This is a genomic window from Mesorhizobium sp. Pch-S, from assembly GCF_004136315.1.
Taxonomy (GTDB): Bacteria; Pseudomonadota; Alphaproteobacteria; order Rhizobiales; family Rhizobiaceae; genus Mesorhizobium.
On record NZ_CP029562.1, the window covers coordinates 2,205,510 to 2,220,567 of the forward strand.

The 15,058-nt window shown below is 63.3% G+C and carries 14 protein-coding genes; 12 read left to right on the forward strand and 2 right to left on the reverse strand.

Translation table 11 applies throughout. The annotated features are described in order from the left end of the window. Positions 1 to 41: 41 nt before the first annotated feature. The 6 genes from C1M53_RS10085 (at position 42) to C1M53_RS10110 (ending at position 5,754) form a co-directional block, all read left to right on the forward strand. Entirely contained in the window at positions 42 to 335 is a 294-nt protein-coding gene (locus C1M53_RS10085) for a hypothetical protein (RefSeq protein WP_129412126.1), read from the forward strand. 205 nt (positions 336 to 540) lie between these two features. Further along, the gene (locus tag C1M53_RS10090) at positions 541 to 1,503 is read left to right on the forward strand and encodes a DUF1402 family protein (protein WP_129412127.1); all 963 of its coding nucleotides are present in this window, start codon (positions 541 to 543) and stop codon (positions 1,501 to 1,503) included. Between the two features lie 194 nt (positions 1,504 to 1,697). Then, complete coding sequence (iolG, locus tag C1M53_RS10095) at positions 1,698 to 2,696, forward strand: inositol 2-dehydrogenase (RefSeq protein ID WP_129412128.1); 999 nt, start codon at positions 1,698 to 1,700, stop codon at positions 2,694 to 2,696. Between the two features lie 3 nt (positions 2,697 to 2,699). Continuing rightward, on the forward strand, positions 2,700 to 3,545 hold the full coding sequence (locus tag C1M53_RS10100) for a TIM barrel protein (RefSeq protein ID WP_129412129.1): 846 nt from the start codon (positions 2,700 to 2,702) through the stop codon (positions 3,543 to 3,545). 56 nt (positions 3,546 to 3,601) lie between these two features. After that, entirely contained in the window at positions 3,602 to 4,396 is a 795-nt protein-coding gene (locus C1M53_RS10105) for an SDR family oxidoreductase (protein ID WP_129412130.1), read from the forward strand. Positions 4,397 to 4,662: 266 nt separating this feature from the next. Continuing rightward, on the forward strand, positions 4,663 to 5,754 hold the full coding sequence (locus tag C1M53_RS10110; RefSeq protein ID WP_129412131.1) for a 3-deoxy-7-phosphoheptulonate synthase: 1,092 nt from the start codon (positions 4,663 to 4,665) through the stop codon (positions 5,752 to 5,754). A gap of 42 nt (positions 5,755 to 5,796) precedes the next feature. Here C1M53_RS10110 and C1M53_RS10115 read toward each other — a convergent pair whose 3' ends face one another. After that, the gene (locus C1M53_RS10115; protein WP_129412132.1) at positions 5,797 to 6,906 is read right to left on the reverse strand and encodes a Gfo/Idh/MocA family oxidoreductase; all 1,110 of its coding nucleotides are present in this window, start codon (positions 6,904 to 6,906) and stop codon (positions 5,797 to 5,799) included. A gap of 150 nt (positions 6,907 to 7,056) precedes the next feature. Between C1M53_RS10115 and C1M53_RS10120 the strand changes: the two genes are divergently transcribed. The 6 genes from C1M53_RS10120 (at position 7,057) to iolB (ending at position 13,835) form a co-directional block, all read left to right on the forward strand. Continuing rightward, a complete protein-coding gene (locus C1M53_RS10120) occupies positions 7,057 to 7,878 on the forward strand; it encodes a MurR/RpiR family transcriptional regulator (protein WP_129412133.1) in 822 nt (273 codons plus the stop codon). A gap of 117 nt (positions 7,879 to 7,995) precedes the next feature. Next, positions 7,996 to 9,927, forward strand: coding sequence for a 5-dehydro-2-deoxygluconokinase (gene iolC, locus C1M53_RS10125; protein WP_129412134.1), 1,932 nt, complete (start codon positions 7,996 to 7,998; stop codon positions 9,925 to 9,927). 23 nt (positions 9,928 to 9,950) lie between these two features. Continuing rightward, entirely contained in the window at positions 9,951 to 11,801 is a 1,851-nt protein-coding gene (iolD, locus tag C1M53_RS10130; protein WP_129412135.1) for a 3D-(3,5/4)-trihydroxycyclohexane-1,2-dione acylhydrolase (decyclizing), read from the forward strand. Positions 11,802 to 11,837: 36 nt separating this feature from the next. Further along, a complete protein-coding gene (iolE, locus tag C1M53_RS10135; protein ID WP_129412136.1) occupies positions 11,838 to 12,755 on the forward strand; it encodes a myo-inosose-2 dehydratase in 918 nt (305 codons plus the stop codon). A 15-nt stretch (positions 12,756 to 12,770) separates the two neighbouring features. Next, positions 12,771 to 13,031, forward strand: a complete 261-nt coding sequence (locus C1M53_RS10140; protein WP_129412137.1) for a DUF3329 domain-containing protein — start codon at positions 12,771 to 12,773, stop codon at positions 13,029 to 13,031. 9 nt (positions 13,032 to 13,040) lie between these two features. Continuing rightward, positions 13,041 to 13,835: a 5-deoxy-glucuronate isomerase gene (gene iolB / locus C1M53_RS10145; RefSeq protein ID WP_129412138.1), complete on the forward strand. Its 795-nt coding sequence runs from the start codon at positions 13,041 to 13,043 to the stop codon at positions 13,833 to 13,835. A gap of 53 nt (positions 13,836 to 13,888) precedes the next feature. Here iolB and C1M53_RS10150 read toward each other — a convergent pair whose 3' ends face one another. Next, complete coding sequence (locus C1M53_RS10150; RefSeq protein WP_129412139.1) at positions 13,889 to 14,995, reverse strand: DUF1513 domain-containing protein; 1,107 nt, start codon at positions 14,993 to 14,995, stop codon at positions 13,889 to 13,891. Between the last annotated feature and the right edge of the window lie 63 nt (positions 14,996 to 15,058).

Consider the following 15,058-nt stretch of genomic DNA (forward strand, 5'->3'; position numbering starts at 1 on the left):
GACAGGAGGCCGCCTGGCGGCCTCATGCATCGGAACTCGATATGACGACCATCAGGCGGCCTCTCGTTACCGTCGTGAACTGTGCCGCCGCGTCGGACGGCGGTTCGCTGTGGCTCCAGCTCTCGGTCAACGGACAGATCAAGGACTACGGCCTCAACCGATCCATCGCCTCGCGTGGCACCGCTGAGTATGGAAGCGTGAGTGGAGAACAGGGTCCGCTTTCGAAAGACGAGCTCTCGGAGCTGGTGCTTATGCTTGATGTGCCGCAGCAGGGAATGTGTGCCGGGCTCGTCGAGGAATTTGTGCAGTTCCTGAAGACATCAGCCCTCGGCTAGGCTTGCGCGCGAGGTGTAGGTCCATCGCTGGATACCGGCCAGCGTCACGACGCCCGGTGTGGCTAAATGGAAGCAGGCTTACGCCTTTCGCCGCAATCCCGCACGAAAGGCTCGACTCGCCTGCCTGCTTTTCCTAGAGCAAATCCAGCGTGGGGCCCTTCCGGCGTCGCGGGTTCCTGGATTGCACGATTTCGAGCGGTCGCTGATGAAGAAACTGGTCTCCTTCCTTGTCGCTTCGGTGCTGAGTGTAACGATGCTGGCCGCGGCGCATGCGGCCACGCTGGTGCCGCCTGGCAACCGCAATGCCGAGCAGCCACCGATCCCCGGCTCCTCGACCAAGCGCACCAAGGCGACCAATACCTCCTTCGAGGCCAAGTATCGCAAGGTCTACGCGCTGCTGCAGAATGACGCCGAGCTGCGCGGCAAGATCAAGAAGGCCGCTGCGGCTTATGGTGTCGATCCCATCCATATCGTCGGAGCGCTGGTCGGCGAGCACACCTACAATGTCGGCGCCTATGACCGCCTGCAGACCTATTACGTCAAGGCGATGTCCTACCTCTCCTCGAAGCTGACCTTCGCCTATAAGGGCGAAGACGTCTCCGAATTCATCCGGCGGCCGGAATTCGCCAAATGCGCCAGTGAAACCGGCAGCAACGACATCTGGGAATGCCGCGAGCAGGTGTGGAACCGCTCGTTCCGAGGCAAGACCGTGGGCGGCACGAGCTTCCCCAACGACCGCTTCGGTGCGACCTTCTTCCAGCCCTACTACGCCGGCCAGACCTTTGGCCTCGGCCAGCTCAATCCGCTGACGGCGCTGCAGATGAGCGACATGGTCAACAAGGTGTCGGGCCTGCCCAAGCTCGACGTCGACGACCCCAACGAGATCTACAAGACGATCATGGATCCGGACATGACGCTGCCCTACGTCGCGGCGATCGTGAAGACCTCGATCCAAGCCTATCGCAACATCGCCGGCTTCGACATCTCGCAGAACCCAGGCCTTACCGCCACGCTCTACAATGTCGGCAACCCGGAAGCGCGTGCTTCCCAGCTGAAGGCCGAAAACGACCGCCGTCGCGCTGCCGGCGAACCGGAAAAGCTGCCTGAAGAGAACTATTACGGCTGGCTGGTCAACGACAAGCTGGCCGAACTCAAGGCGCTGTTCTAGTTTTCAACCCATCGCCTCGGGCGGTTCCGCGCCGAGACGTCGCTGCACGTTCGAGAGCGCATTTGTCATGCGCATGGAGCTTGACGGCTCTCCGGAATATGGAATAAATATTTCATACTGAACATTTCTGGTTCTTTCATTCTGAAATGTGAACGAAGGCTCCAGCTCTCTCCAGCCCTATCGATGAGGTTGTCATGACAGTGCGTTTTGGTCTCCTCGGTGCCGGGCGTATCGGCAAGGTGCACGCCCGGGCGGTCGGCTCGAACCCGCAAGCCAAACTGGTCGCCGTTGCCGATGCCTTCGAGAAGGCCGCGAAGGAACTGGCTGCAAGCTATAGCGCGGAAGTGCGCTCCATCGAGGCGATCGAGAAGGCTTCGGACATCGATGCCGTCATCATCTGCACGCCGACCGATACCCATGCCGACCTGATCGAGCGCTTCGCGAAGGCCGGCAAGGCGATCTTCTGCGAGAAGCCGATCGACCTCGACGTCAAGCGCGTCGAGAAATGCCTGGCCGTGGTCGACAAGACCAAGGCGGCGTTGATGGTCGGCTTCAACCGCCGCTTCGATCCGCATTTTGCCGCCGTGCGCAAGGCGATCGACGACGGCGTCATCGGCAAGGTCGAGCAGGTGGTGATCACCTCGCGCGATCCAGGCGCGCCGCCGGTCGATTATATCAAGCGTTCGGGCGGTATCTTCCGCGACATGACCATCCATGATTTCGACATGGCGCGTTTCCTGCTCGGCGAGGAGCCGGTGGCTGTGTCGGCGCATGCTTCCGTGCTCGTCGACAAGAAGATCGGCGAGGCCGGCGACTTCGATTCCGTCAGCGTCATCCTGCAAACCGCGTCGGGCAAGCAGGCGGTCATCTCCAACTCGCGCCGCGCGACCTACGGCTATGACCAGCGCATCGAAGTGCACGGCTCCAAGGGCATGGTGGCGGCCGAAAACCAGCGCCCCGTCTCCATCGAAGTGGCAAGCGAGAAGGGCTATACCCGGCCGCCGCTGCACGACTTCTTCATGACCCGCTACATCGACGCCTATGCCAATGAGATCGCCACCTTCATCGAGGCGACGACCACCGGCAGGAAGGCTTCGCCCAGTGGTATCGATGGCCTGATCGCGCTGAAGATCGCCGATGCAGCACTCAAGTCCGCGCTCACCGGCAAGACGGTCGCGATCAAGGCGAGCTGAACGATGTCGGCGCAACTGACCTTCGCGCTGAACCATATGGCGACGCCCCGGCTGAGCTGTCGGGAATTTCTGGACCTCGCCGCCTCGCTGGGCTGCATCGGCGTCGAGCTCCGCAATGACCTGGCCGACAAACGGCTTTCCGACGCCGCGTTCTTCGATGGTGAAGCACCGGAAGCGATCGGCGCCTATGCCCGCTCGAACGGCATACGCCTGCTCGGATTGTCCGAAGCCTATGGTTTCAATGCCTGGTCGGAAGCAATGCGCGCCAAGGTGCAGCTGCTGATCGACCAGGCGGGACAGGCAGGCGCGGAATCGATCAGTCTGATCCCGCGCAACGATGCGCCTCGCTATGGAGAAGGCGAGCGCGACGAGGCGTTGCGCCGCTCGCTCGGCGAGATCCTGCCCATGCTAGACAAGGCCGGGCTGATCGCGCTGATCGAGCCGCTGGGCTTCCCCTCGTCGTCACTGCGCCTCAAGGCCGACGCCGTCGCGGCTATCGAAGCAGTCGGCGGCGAGGCGCGCTTCAGACTGGTGCACGACATCTTCCATCACCATCTGGCGGGCGAGAAGGAATTCTTTCCCGAGCACACAGGCATCGTCCACATCTCAGGCGTCGTCGACCCGACGCTGGCTGCGGAGGAGATGCAGGACAGGCATCGCATCCTCGTCGACCGCCGTGACCGGCTCGGCAATATCGAGCAAATCCGCGACCTGCTCTCCAACGGCTATAGCGGACCGCTCTCCTTCGAACCGTTTTCGCCTGAAATCCACGCACTCGACAAACCTGTCGAGGCCTTGCGTCTCAGCATTGACTTCATCCAGGACAGTCTTGCCCGAAAGGCTGCCTGATCGCGGTGATCGAGGCATGCAGGCGCCGGGCGGATAGAGGAAACCGGGAGGCCTAGATGATCACGCTCGATACACGCAACGGCGCGACGCGCGCGCTGATAACCGGCGGTGCGCAAGGCGTTGGGCTGGCCGTGGCGCGGCAGCTCGTCGATGAGGGCTGCAAGGCACTGGTCCTGCTCGGACGTTCCGAAGCAAAAGGCCGGGCTGCCGTGGCCGAACTGGAAAAGAAGGGCGCCGAAGCGATCTTCATCAGCGCGGACCTTGCCGACCCGGCTGCCTGTCTTGCTGCCGTTGAAACCGGCGTGACGCGGTTCGGCAGCCTGAATGCCCTGGTCAACGCGGCAGCCTCGGCCGCGCGCGGCTCACTGGTCGAAACCACGCCCGACATGTTCGACGAGATGTTCGCCATCAACGTGCGCGGGCCATTCTTCCTGATGCAGGGCCTGGTCAAGCATCTGCTTGCGAAGGGTCAGGCAGGTTCCATCGTCAACGTGCTTTCGGTGAATGTGCATGGCGGCCAGTCGTTCCTGTCCTCCTACTCGGCAAGCAAAGGCGCACTGGCAACGCTGACGAAGAATGTCGCCAACGCCTATCGCCGCAACCACATCCGCTGCAACGCCGTGCTGCCGGGTTGGATGGACACGCCGGGCGAGGCCGACACGCAGGCAAGGTTCCATGGCGCCGGAGCCGATTGGCTGGCCAAGGCGGAAGCCGCCGCACCGATGAGGCAACTGGTGAAGACGCATGAAATGGCGGGCCTCATCACCTACATGCTGTCACCGCAGTCCGGCGTGATGACTGGAGCACTGGTGGATTACGACCAGAACGTGCCGGGCATCATCGGCGAATAAGGCGGGCCGGCGTCAACCCGCGCGACGACTACCGCGCCGTCCCTGGCCACCCGAGACAAGGCACGTGACAAACACCGCTGCTTCCGCTACAAGGCACGCCATGATCCACCTGACCGCCTCGTTTTGGTACTTTAGCTACGGTAGCTCGCTGGCGGCGGGAGGATTGCGCTCGATCTGAAGATTGCAGCATAAAAATCCGAACAGCCGCCAGACCTGGCGGCTTTTTTGTTTCAGCCGGCAGGTCTCCCAACCAGGAGCAGAAAGCCGTGTTGACCACCACAGACGACCTTCGGGTCAAGGAACTCAAAGAACTGAGCACACCTGACCAGGTGATGCAGGAGATACCGCGCACGCTGACAGCGACCCGCACTGTCACCGCGTCGCGCAATGCGATCCATGCCATGTTGACCGGCGCTGACGACCGGCTGCTGGTCGTCGTAGGCCCGTGTTCGATCCACGATCCGGCCGCGGCCATAGACTATGCCAACCGTCTGGCGGCGTTGCGCGAAAGTCTGTCCGACCGGCTCGAGATCGTCATGCGGGTCTATTTCGAGAAGCCACGCACCACGGTCGGCTGGAAAGGCCTGATCAACGATCCCGATCTCGACGGCAGCTTCAACATCGACAAGGGCCTGAGGCTGGCGCGCAACGTGCTGGCGGCGGTCAACAATCTCGGCCTGCCGGCGGCAACCGAATTCCTCGACATGACGACGCCGCAATACATCGCCGACCTCGTTGCCTGGGGTGCGATCGGTGCGCGTACCACCGAAAGCCAGATCCATCGCGAACTGGCATCGGGGCTGTCCTGCCCGGTCGGCTTCAAGAACGGTACCGACGGCAATGTCCGCATCGCCGCCGACGCCGTGAAATCCGCCGCGCACCCGCATCATTTCATGGCGGTCACCAAGGGTGGACGCAGTGCGATCGCGGCCACCACCGGCAATGAGGATTGCCACGTCATCCTGCGTGGCGGGCTTGCGCCGAACTACGACGCGGCAAGCGTCGAGGCGGCAAGCGCGGAACTCGCGCGCGTCGGTCTCGCGCCACAGCTGATGATCGATGTCAGCCATGCCAACAGCAACAAGAAGCCGGAGAACCAGCCGATGGTCGCGGCCGACGTGGCGGCACAGGTCGCGGCGGGCGACGAGCGCATCATCGGCCTGATGATCGAAAGCAATCTCGTCGCCGGCCGGCAGGATGTCGTTCCCGGCAAGCCGCTGGTCTATGGCCAGAGCATCACCGACGGCTGCATCGACTGGGCAACGACGGAGACGGTGCTGCGCGACCTTGCCGATGCGGTCGAACATCGCCGCGCCGCACGCCATGCGCTGATCGCGAAGCGGCCCGGCGCGGCGTAAAAAGTTTGCCTGGCGTCGGAAGCGTCTTCGTCGCCAGGCATCTCAGCGCACGTCGACCCAGCGCTTTTCCGCGAATGAGCGGGCCATGGCGTGCACGGTGCGCTCGATTTCCAGCCCTTCTTCGAACTCGATGAGGTTTGCCTCTTCGCCACGGATGCGGCGGATCAGTTCACGGCACTCGATCGTCTTGAGATCGTTGAAGCCCAGCCCATGACCCGGCGCCGGGATGAAACGGTCATAGGGCTTGTGGATGGGTGCCGCCAGGATGGTGCGGTAGCCCTGCTCGGTGGCACGATCCGAAGTGACATAGAGCTGGAACTCGTTGAACCGCTCCTGGTCGAACAGGATCGAGCCTTTCGAACCGAAGATCTGCACGGCGATGCGGCCCTTGCGTCCCCAGGCAGAACGATTGACCAGCAATGTGCCCGAGACGCCATTGTCGAGATGGATCAGGCTGCTGGCGATATCATAGGTCTCGACGGCGCGGCGGCCACCACCGGCCAGAGCGCGGTCGGCAAAAGGCCTGGCCATGTCGCACATGACGCTGGCGACACGCCCGAACAGCGCCTTGACCAGCGACAGCGGATGCACGGCGAAGTCGTCCAGCGCACCGTAGCCGGAAGCGGCCTCGTGCTTCCAGTTGAACGGCGTTTCCGGGGCAGCCATGAAGTCCTCATCCATCTCGATGCGCAGATGGCTGATGTCGCCGATGACGCCTTCGTCGAGGAGTGTGCGGATGTGCCGGACCGTCGGGCCCTGGATATAGTTGTAGCCGAGCGCCGCGACCCTGCCGGAGCGGCGTGCCGCCGCCAGCATCGCTTCGGCATCAGCGAAGGATGGCGCCATCGGCTTCTCGCACCAGACATGCTTGCCTGCCTCGAGGGCGGCAATGGCCATTTCGGGATGGAACTGGTTCGGCGTGGTGATCGAAACGACATCGACGGACGAATCCTCGATCAGCCGGCGCCAGTCGCTGGAGGCCCTGTCGAAGCCGAATTCGTCGGCACGCTGTCGAGCCAGTTCCGCACTGGCCTCGGCGAGATGGACAAGCCGCACCGGTTCGACATCGCCAAAGACGGTACGCACCGACGTCCAGGCCAGCGCGTGACACTTGCCCATGAAGCCGGTTCCGATCAAGCCGACGCCGATCATGCACTCTCTCCCTGACTGTACGACGATATCACGTGAACTCTTTAGTCCATTTTCATGCATTATGGAATATATGATCCATTTCGGATGGCATCTTTTGCGCGAACCGCTATGCTCTTGCGATTGGAGACAGAACAGGGGATTCTTGAGCCCATGAACCCTCGCCTGCCGCAAGACTACGAATCGCTCCGCAACCTCGTTCTGGAAAAGCGTTCCGCGCTGCCGAAGCGCATCGCGCAGATCGCGGCCTATGCACTCGACAATCCTGACGAAATCGCCTTCGGCACGGCCGCGAGCATCGCCGCTTCCGCCGGCGTGCAACCTTCCACCCTTATCCGCTTCGCGCAGTTCCTCGGTTTCGACGGCTTCACCAGCCTGCAATCGGTGTTTCGCGAAAGGCTGCGCGAACGCACCGTATCTTATGAAGACCGGCTGAAGGCGCTGCGCGGCGGTGGCGTCACCCAGAACCGTACCATCCTCGACGGCTTCGTCGAGTCCGCGACACGGTCGCTCGAAGTCGTATCGCGCGCGCTCGACGATGGCCTGCTTGATCGCGCCGTCGACATACTGGCCAAGGCCGAGACCATCTATCTGGTTGCTCGCCGCCGTTCCTACCCGATCACCTCCTATATGGCCTACGCACTCGGCAAGCTGAAGATCCGCTACACGCTGGTCGAATCCGCCGCGGGTCTCGATCCCGAGATCATGTCCTTCGCCACGCCGAAGGATGCCGTGGTGGCCATCAGCTTCTCGCCCTATGCCTCCCAGACGGTGGACTATGCGCGCATGCTCTCCGACCAGGGCGTGCCGGTGGTTGCCATCACCGACAGCGCCTTTTCCCCGCTCGCCCAGTCGGCCAAGGTCTGGTTCGAAGTGGCGGAAGCCGATTGCGCCGGCTTCCGCTCGCTGTCGGCGACCATGGCGCTGGCGATGACGCTGGCCGTAGCGACGGCCGAACGGCGCAATGGAACGTGAATTCCAAAAATAGCTCATCCATTCCATATTGACTGTGGAATGGAATTAATATTTCATAGCTGGAGTACGGACGGCGTCCCGGGACGCCAGAAAACCTGTCGTTTCAGGGAGGAAAGCATGGCGAGCCTTCGCGGCGCCGACAAGGCGCTCGACGTCATCACCATCGGCCGCGCCTCGGTGGATCTCTACGGTCAGCAGATCGGTTCCCGGCTGGAAGACATCACCTCCTTCGCCAAGTCGGTCGGCGGCTGCCCGGCCAACATCGCGGTCGGAACCGCGCGGCTCGGCTTGAAATCGGCACTGCTGACGCGCGTCGGCGACGAGCAGATGGGCCGCTTCATCCGCGAACAGCTGCGTCGCGAAAAGGTCAATGTCGACGGCCTTCGCCCCGATCCTGACCGCTTGACGGCCCTGGTGCTGCTTTCGGTCGAGGACGAGGGCGTCTCACCGATGATCTTCTACCGTTCCGACTGTGCCGACATGGCGCTGTCCGAAGACGACGTCGATGAGGCTTTCGTCGCATCGGCCAGGGCCATCGTCGTGACCGGCACGCATTTCTCGCGCCCCAACAGCGACGCCGCCCAGCGCAAGGCAATCCGCATCGCCAAGGCGAATGGCGGCAAGGTGGTGTTCGACATCGACTATCGCCCGAACCTGTGGGGCCTGGCCGGCCATGCCGAAGGGTTCGGCCGCTACATCAAATCCGATCGTGTCTCGGCACAGTTGAAGACCGTGCTGCCGGATTGCGACCTGATCGTCGGCACGGAAGAAGAAGTGCTGATCGCATCGGGCGAAGCTGACCTGCTGGCGGCGCTGAAGACCATCCGTTCACTGTCGGCGGCCACCATCGTGCTCAAGCGCGGCGCCAAGGGCTGCATCGTCTATGACGGACCGATCAGCGATGACCTCGAAGACGGCATCGTCGGCGACGGCTTCCCCATCGAAATCTACAATGTGCTCGGTGCCGGCGACGCCTTCATGTCCGGCTTCCTGCGCGGCTGGCTCGGGGGCGAGGATCTCGCGACAGCCGCCACCTGGGCCAATGCCTGCGGGGCATTCGCGGTGTCGCGTCTGCTCTGCGCACCGGAATATCCGACGTTCACGGAACTGCAGTTCTTCCTGAAGAACGGCTCGAAACATCTGGCCCTGCGCAAGGACGAGGCGATCAACCATGTGCATTGGGCGACGACCCGCCGCCGCGACATCCCGCTGCTGATGGCGCTGGCCTGCGACCATCGCGTCCAGCTGGAAGACATCGCGAGCAAAGCCGGCACGGATGTCTCGCGCATCAACGCCTTCAAGGTGCTGGCGGTGCAGGCAGCAGCCAGGGTCGCAGCCGGGCGCGACGGCTACGGCATGCTGATCGACGAGAAACACGGCCGCGAGGCAATGTTCGAATTTGCCCGCCATCCCTTCGCCTGGCTCGGCCGTCCGGTCGAACTGCCGGGATCACGGCCGCTGCGCTTCGAATTCAGCCAGGACATTGGTTCGCAGCTTGTCGACTGGCCTGTCGATCACTGCATCAAATGCCTGTGTTTCTACCATCCCGACGATCCGGAGGCTCTGAAAAGGGAGCAGCAGGAGAAACTGCGCGCGCTGTTCGAGGCCGCGCGCAAGGTCGGTCGGGAACTGCTGGTCGAGATCATCGCCGGCAAGCATGGCAAGGTTGACGACGACACCATTCCGCGTGCCCTGGAAGAGCTTTATGCACTCGGCATCAAGCCCGACTGGTGGAAGCTGGAACCGCAGGCTTCAGCCGGCGCCTGGGCGAAAGTTGAGGAGACGATCGTGCGCAACGATCCATTCTGTCGTGGCGTCGTCCTGCTCGGCCTGGAAGCACCGCTGAATGAGCTGGAGGCGGCCTTTGCGGCCACGGCACAGGCACCGATCGTCAAGGGTTTTGCCGTGGGCCGTACCATTTTCGTGCATGCGGCCGAACAATGGCTTGCCGGCAAAATGAGTGACGAGCAGGCCATCGACGACATGGCACGACGCTTCGAGGAATTGACCGGCGCCTGGCTTGCCGCGCGTGGACGCAAGGCGGCATAAGGGAAACCGGGAGGAGAGACGACATGACCGGAACCGTCCGCCTGACCATGGCGCAGGCGCTTACCCGCTTTCTTGCCGCGCAGATGACCGTGATCGACGGCGAGAAACTGCCGATCTTCGGCGGTGTCTGGGCGATTTTCGGCCACGGCAATGTCGCCGGCATCGGCGAGGCGCTCTATCAGCATCGCGACGACCTGCCGACCTTCCGCGCCCACAACGAGCAGGCCATGACACATGCCGCGATCGGCTATGCCAAGGCGCATTTCCGCCGTCGCTTCATGGCTGCCACCACCTCGATCGGTCCAGGCGCGGTCAACATGGTCACGGCCGCGGCGCTCGCCCATGTCAACCGGCTGCCGGTGCTGCTGCTGCCGGGCGACGTCTTCGCCAATCGCCTGCCCGACCCGGTGCTGCAGCAGGCCGAGGATTTCTCGGACGGCACGGTTTCCGTCAACGACTGCTTCCGGCCGGTCTCCCGCTACTTCGATCGCATCACCCGGCCTGAACAGATCATCCCGGCACTCGCCCGCACCATGCAGGTGCTGACCGATCCGGCCGAATGCGGCCCGGTGACGCTCTCGCTATGCCAGGATGTCCAGGCAGAAGCTTATGACTATCCCGAACGCTTCTTCGAGGAGCGTGTCTGGCAGGTGCGCCGGCCCCGCCCGGACCGCACCGAACTGAATGAAGCCGTCGCGGCTTTGAAGGCCGCCAGGAAACCGCTGGTGATCGCGGGCGGCGGCGTGCTCTATTCCGGTGCCTCCGCCGAGCTGGCACGCTTCGTCGATGCCACCGGCATCCCGGTCTGCGAGACGCAGGGCGGCAAGTCCTCCCTGCCGGACAGCCACCCGCTCAACATGGCGGCTGTCGGCGTCACCGGCACCACGGCCGCCAACCGGCTGGCCGAAGAGGCCGATGTCGTCCTTGCGATCGGCACCCGGCTGCAGGATTTCACCACCGGCTCCTGGGCCTTGTTCCAGAATGGGGCCAAGACCATCATCGGCCTCAACACGCAGCCTTTCGACGCCGGCAAACATCGTGCATTGCCGCTGGTCGCCGATGCCGCCGAGGGCCTGGCTGAACTGGCCGCCGGTCTGCGGGGCTGGAAAGCCCCGGCGAGCTGGACGGAGAACGCCACCGAGGGCAAGAACGAGTGGCAGGCAGCAGCAGCCAAGGTCACCGCCGCCACCAATGCAGCCTATCCTTCCGACGCGCAGGTGATCGGCGCGGTTCAGCGCGCGCTGGGTTCCGGCGTCACCGTGCTGCATGCCGCCGGCGGGCTGCCAGGCGAACTGCACAAGTTGTGGCAGGCCGGCGCGCCGGGTTCCTACCATGCCGAATACGGCTTCTCGACCATGGGCTACGAGATCGCCGGCGCACTCGGCGCCAAGATGGCGAAGCCGGAACAGGAGGTCGTCGTCATGCTTGGTGACGGCTCCTACCTCATGCTCAATTCCGAGATTGCCACCTCGGTGATGCTCGGCCTGAAGCTCACCATCGTCCTGCTCGACAATCGCGGCTATGGCTGCATCAACAGGCTGCAGATGGCGACCGGCGGCGCCAACTTCAACAACCTGCTCAAGGACGCGCGCCACGAGACGCTGCCCGATATCGACTTCGCCGCCCATGCCGCAAGCCTCGGCGCGATCTCGCAGAAGGTCTCCTCGATCGCCGACCTTGAAAACGCATTGGAGAAGGCGAAGACGAACAGCCGCACGACGGTGGTCGTCATCGACACCGATCCCCTGATCTCGACCGAGGCCGGCGGGTACTGGTGGGATGTGGCGGTGCCGGAAGTGAGCGCCCGCAAGGAAGTCGCCGCCGCCCGCAAGGGCTATGAGGAAAAGCGCAGGCTGCAGCGCGTCGGCGACTGAGTTTGCGGCCCAATCATCGAGACCGGAGTTTATGAATTGAAAGCCAAACTGGGCATGTCCCCCATCGCGTGGTGGAACGACGACCTCGTGGAACTGAGCGATGACGTGTCGCTCGAGGAATGCCTGAGGCAATCGCGCTCGGCCGGCTTCACCGGCATGGAACAAGGCCGTCGTTTTCCGGGCACGCCGGAAGAGATGCTGCCGATCCTGAGAAAGGCTGATGTCACGCTGTGCGGCGGCTGGTTTTCCGGCACGCTGGTCAACGAAGAGCTCGCGGCCAACAAGGACCGCATCGCGCCGATGATCGATCTGTTCAAGGCGGTCGATGCGCCCTGCATCGTCTATGGCGAGGTCGGTCGCTCGATCCAGGGCGACCGTTCCAGGCCGCTCGCCACTAAGACGGTGCTGAGCGATGACGAGATGAAAGCCTATGCCCGCAAGGTAACGGAGTTCGGCGAGTGGTGTGCCGGACAAGGCATGCCGCTCTCCTACCACCACCATATGGCGGCGGTGGTGCAGTTCGAGCATGAACTCGACGCCTTCATGAAGCATTCGGGCGAGGGCATCCCGCTGTTGCTGGATGCCGGCCACCTGGCCTTCGCCGGCGGCGATGTCCTGCGCGCCATCGACAATCATCACCGGCGCATCAACCATGTGCACGTGAAGGACGTGCGGATGGACGTCATCAAGGCGTTGGACTGGCAGAAGCAATCCTTCCTCGATGCGGTGGCACTCGGCGCCTTCACCGTACCGGGTGACGGGTCGCTGGATTTCGGTGCGATCGTGCAGAAATTTGCCGGCTATGGATATGAAGGCTGGTTCGTCGTCGAAGCCGAGCAGGATCCGAAGAAGAATCCGCCCCTGAAGATGGCCCAGGTCGGACACAAGGAACTGATGCGCGTGATGACTGCGGCAGGCTATACGGTAGAGACACAGGGTTTCCCTACCAGCTGAAGAACGGACATCGCGATGAACAAGGACAACCAGCATCCCTTCTTCCGGCCATTGTGGCGCCGGCTCGCGGTGATTGCGGTGTGCGTGATCTGGTCGGCCGTCGAATTCGCGGTGGGAACGCCATTCTGGGGCACGCTTGTCGGAGGCATGGCCGTCTACGCCGTGTGGACGTTCCTGATCAGCTACAAGCCCGACGACGGAAGCCAACAGCCAGGTGAAACCAAGACGCCCGAAACCGGGACTCCCGACAACAGGACCCCTCGAAACAGGGATTGAGGAACGAACATGTCGAACCTGCTGGTGAAGGCCAGGAAAGGCCATGGCCATGTCGCCAACGTCACGCCGCAGAACGCCGGCTGGACCCATGTCGGTTTCGACCTGCACCGGCTGGCGCCAGCACAAAGCGTGTCCGGCGAGACGGGCGACCGCGAGGCCTGCCTGGTGTTCGTCACCGGCAAGGGCAAGGCAACAGCCGGCGGGCAGGAACTCGGCCTGCTCGGCGAACGCATGTCACCTTTCGACGGCAAGCCATGGTCCGTCTATGTGCCGCAGGGTTCTAACTGGTCGGTCACGGCGGAAACCGAACTGGAACTCGCCGTCTGCACGGCGCCGGGACTGAATGGCGGCCTGCCGGTGCGGGTGATCGGGCCCGACGATCTCGGCCAGGAAACGCGTGGCAAGGGCACCAACACCCGCTATGTCACCAACATCCTGCCGGAAGGCGAGCCGGCGGATTCGCTGCTGGTGGTGGAGGTGATCACGCCGGGTGGCCATACATCCAGCTACCCGCCGCACAAGCACGATCAGGACAACCTGCCCGCCGAATCCTATCTGGAAGAGACCTACTATCACCGGCTCAACCCATCGCAGGGCTTCGCCTTCCAGCGCGTCTATACGGATGATCGGTCCCTGGACGAAGCGATGGCGGTGGAAGACGGCGACGTCGTGCTGGTGCCCAAGGGCTACCACCCCTGCGCCGCCTGCCACGGCTACGATCTCTACTACCTAAACGTCATGGCCGGGCCGAAGCGGACATGGAAGTTCCACAATGCGGCGGAGCATGAGTGGTTGGTGAAGTGAATAGCGAGATAGTGAGTAGCGATATAGATGGGTCGCTGCTGACCCTCTACTCACTACTCACTACTCACTATCCTCAGCATGTGATTGTCCCACACATAGTCCGGCTCCTTCGCCGTATTGCCGTCGGGCTGCAGGATGACGCCGGCGCCGGTGGTGGCAAGGAAGCCGTCATGGTCGGGGGCCAGGCCGCAGACCTCGGTCAGGCTGTTGGTCTTGAGCACCTTGCCGCTCGCTGCCTCGATCACGGCGAAGGCATTGCCCTGCGGTGACGACACCGCAACCGTGCCGGCATCCGGATTGGCGGCCACCGAGCCGATGTAGTTGCGGAAGCCGGTCAGCACGTCCTTCGGCATCTCGAGCAATGCCAGGTCCTTGCCGCGCTCGGCTCGCCCGACCAGCGGCGGCTGCTCGGTCGCCGGGCCGCGATGCTGGCAGCCGAACCAGACCGTGCCCCGGGCGTCGATATCCATGTGGCGAATGGAGAGCTGATGCAGCGCCGGCGGCAGCTCATGCTTTTCGATCAGCTCGCCGGTCACGCGGTCGACCAGCACATAGGACGGCTTCATGGTGGCAATGTTGAGCTCGGCGCGGCCGAAATCGGGATGCGTCTCGATACCGCCATTGGCGATGGCGATGGTGCGGCCATCGCCAAGCAACAGCAGCTCGTGCGGGCCGACGCCGTAGGTCGGGAACTCGCCGATGCGCTTGAAGCCTCCCTTGGCATCGTAGACACCGACCATGCCGGCGGCATTGTCGAAGTCGTTTTCGGTGGCGTAAAGCAGCGCGCCATCGGTCGAGAACGCACCATGACCGAAGAAATGCCGGTCGGGCAGGCTGGCGATGGTCAGTGGTTCACTGCGGCCCTTGTGATCGAAGACGACGAAGAACGTGCCAGGCTGGCGGGCAAAGACGGCCGAACGGCCCGAGACCGGGTCGAAGGTGACGTCATGGCCGCGATCGGGCAGATCGACGGCGTGCAGCATCTTGCCGGCTTCAGACAGCACAGCAGCACCGTAGCTGCCATCGCGTTTCATATAGGCAGTGGCAAAGACGGCATCCGCCTCCAGCGTCGCGGCCCAGGCTTTCGGCGCCAGCGCCGCCAGGAAGCCGGCGCCTGCCGCCTTGAGGAAATCGCGGCGATCGATGAGTGGCGTGCGCATGATGATGACCTCAGAGCAATTCCGGGAAAGATTGGAGCGCTTCCGCGCTTCCGTGAAAAACGG

Excerpts from the sequence above, each read along its gene's own strand:
- C1M53_RS10085 (WP_129412126.1), top strand. The coding sequence starts at position 42 with ATGACGACCATCAGGCGGCCTCTCGTTACCGTCGTGAACTGTGCCGCC.
- C1M53_RS10090 (WP_129412127.1), top strand. The coding sequence starts at position 541 with ATGAAGAAACTGGTCTCCTTCCTTGTCGCTTCGGTGCTGAGTGTAACG.
- iolG (WP_129412128.1), top strand. The coding sequence starts at position 1,698 with ATGACAGTGCGTTTTGGTCTCCTCGGTGCCGGGCGTATCGGCAAGGTG.
- C1M53_RS10100 (WP_129412129.1), top strand. The coding sequence starts at position 2,700 with ATGTCGGCGCAACTGACCTTCGCGCTGAACCATATGGCGACGCCCCGG.
- C1M53_RS10105 (WP_129412130.1), top strand. The coding sequence starts at position 3,602 with ATGATCACGCTCGATACACGCAACGGCGCGACGCGCGCGCTGATAACC.
- C1M53_RS10115 (WP_129412132.1), bottom strand. The coding sequence starts at position 6,906 with ATGATCGGCGTCGGCTTGATCGGAACCGGCTTCATGGGCAAGTGTCAC.
- C1M53_RS10120 (WP_129412133.1), top strand. The coding sequence starts at position 7,057 with ATGAACCCTCGCCTGCCGCAAGACTACGAATCGCTCCGCAACCTCGTT.
- iolC (WP_129412134.1), top strand. The coding sequence starts at position 7,996 with ATGGCGAGCCTTCGCGGCGCCGACAAGGCGCTCGACGTCATCACCATC.
- iolD (WP_129412135.1), top strand. The coding sequence starts at position 9,951 with ATGACCGGAACCGTCCGCCTGACCATGGCGCAGGCGCTTACCCGCTTT.
- C1M53_RS10140 (WP_129412137.1), top strand. The coding sequence starts at position 12,771 with ATGAACAAGGACAACCAGCATCCCTTCTTCCGGCCATTGTGGCGCCGG.
- iolB (WP_129412138.1), top strand. The coding sequence starts at position 13,041 with ATGTCGAACCTGCTGGTGAAGGCCAGGAAAGGCCATGGCCATGTCGCC.
- C1M53_RS10150 (WP_129412139.1), bottom strand. The coding sequence starts at position 14,995 with ATGCGCACGCCACTCATCGATCGCCGCGATTTCCTCAAGGCGGCAGGC.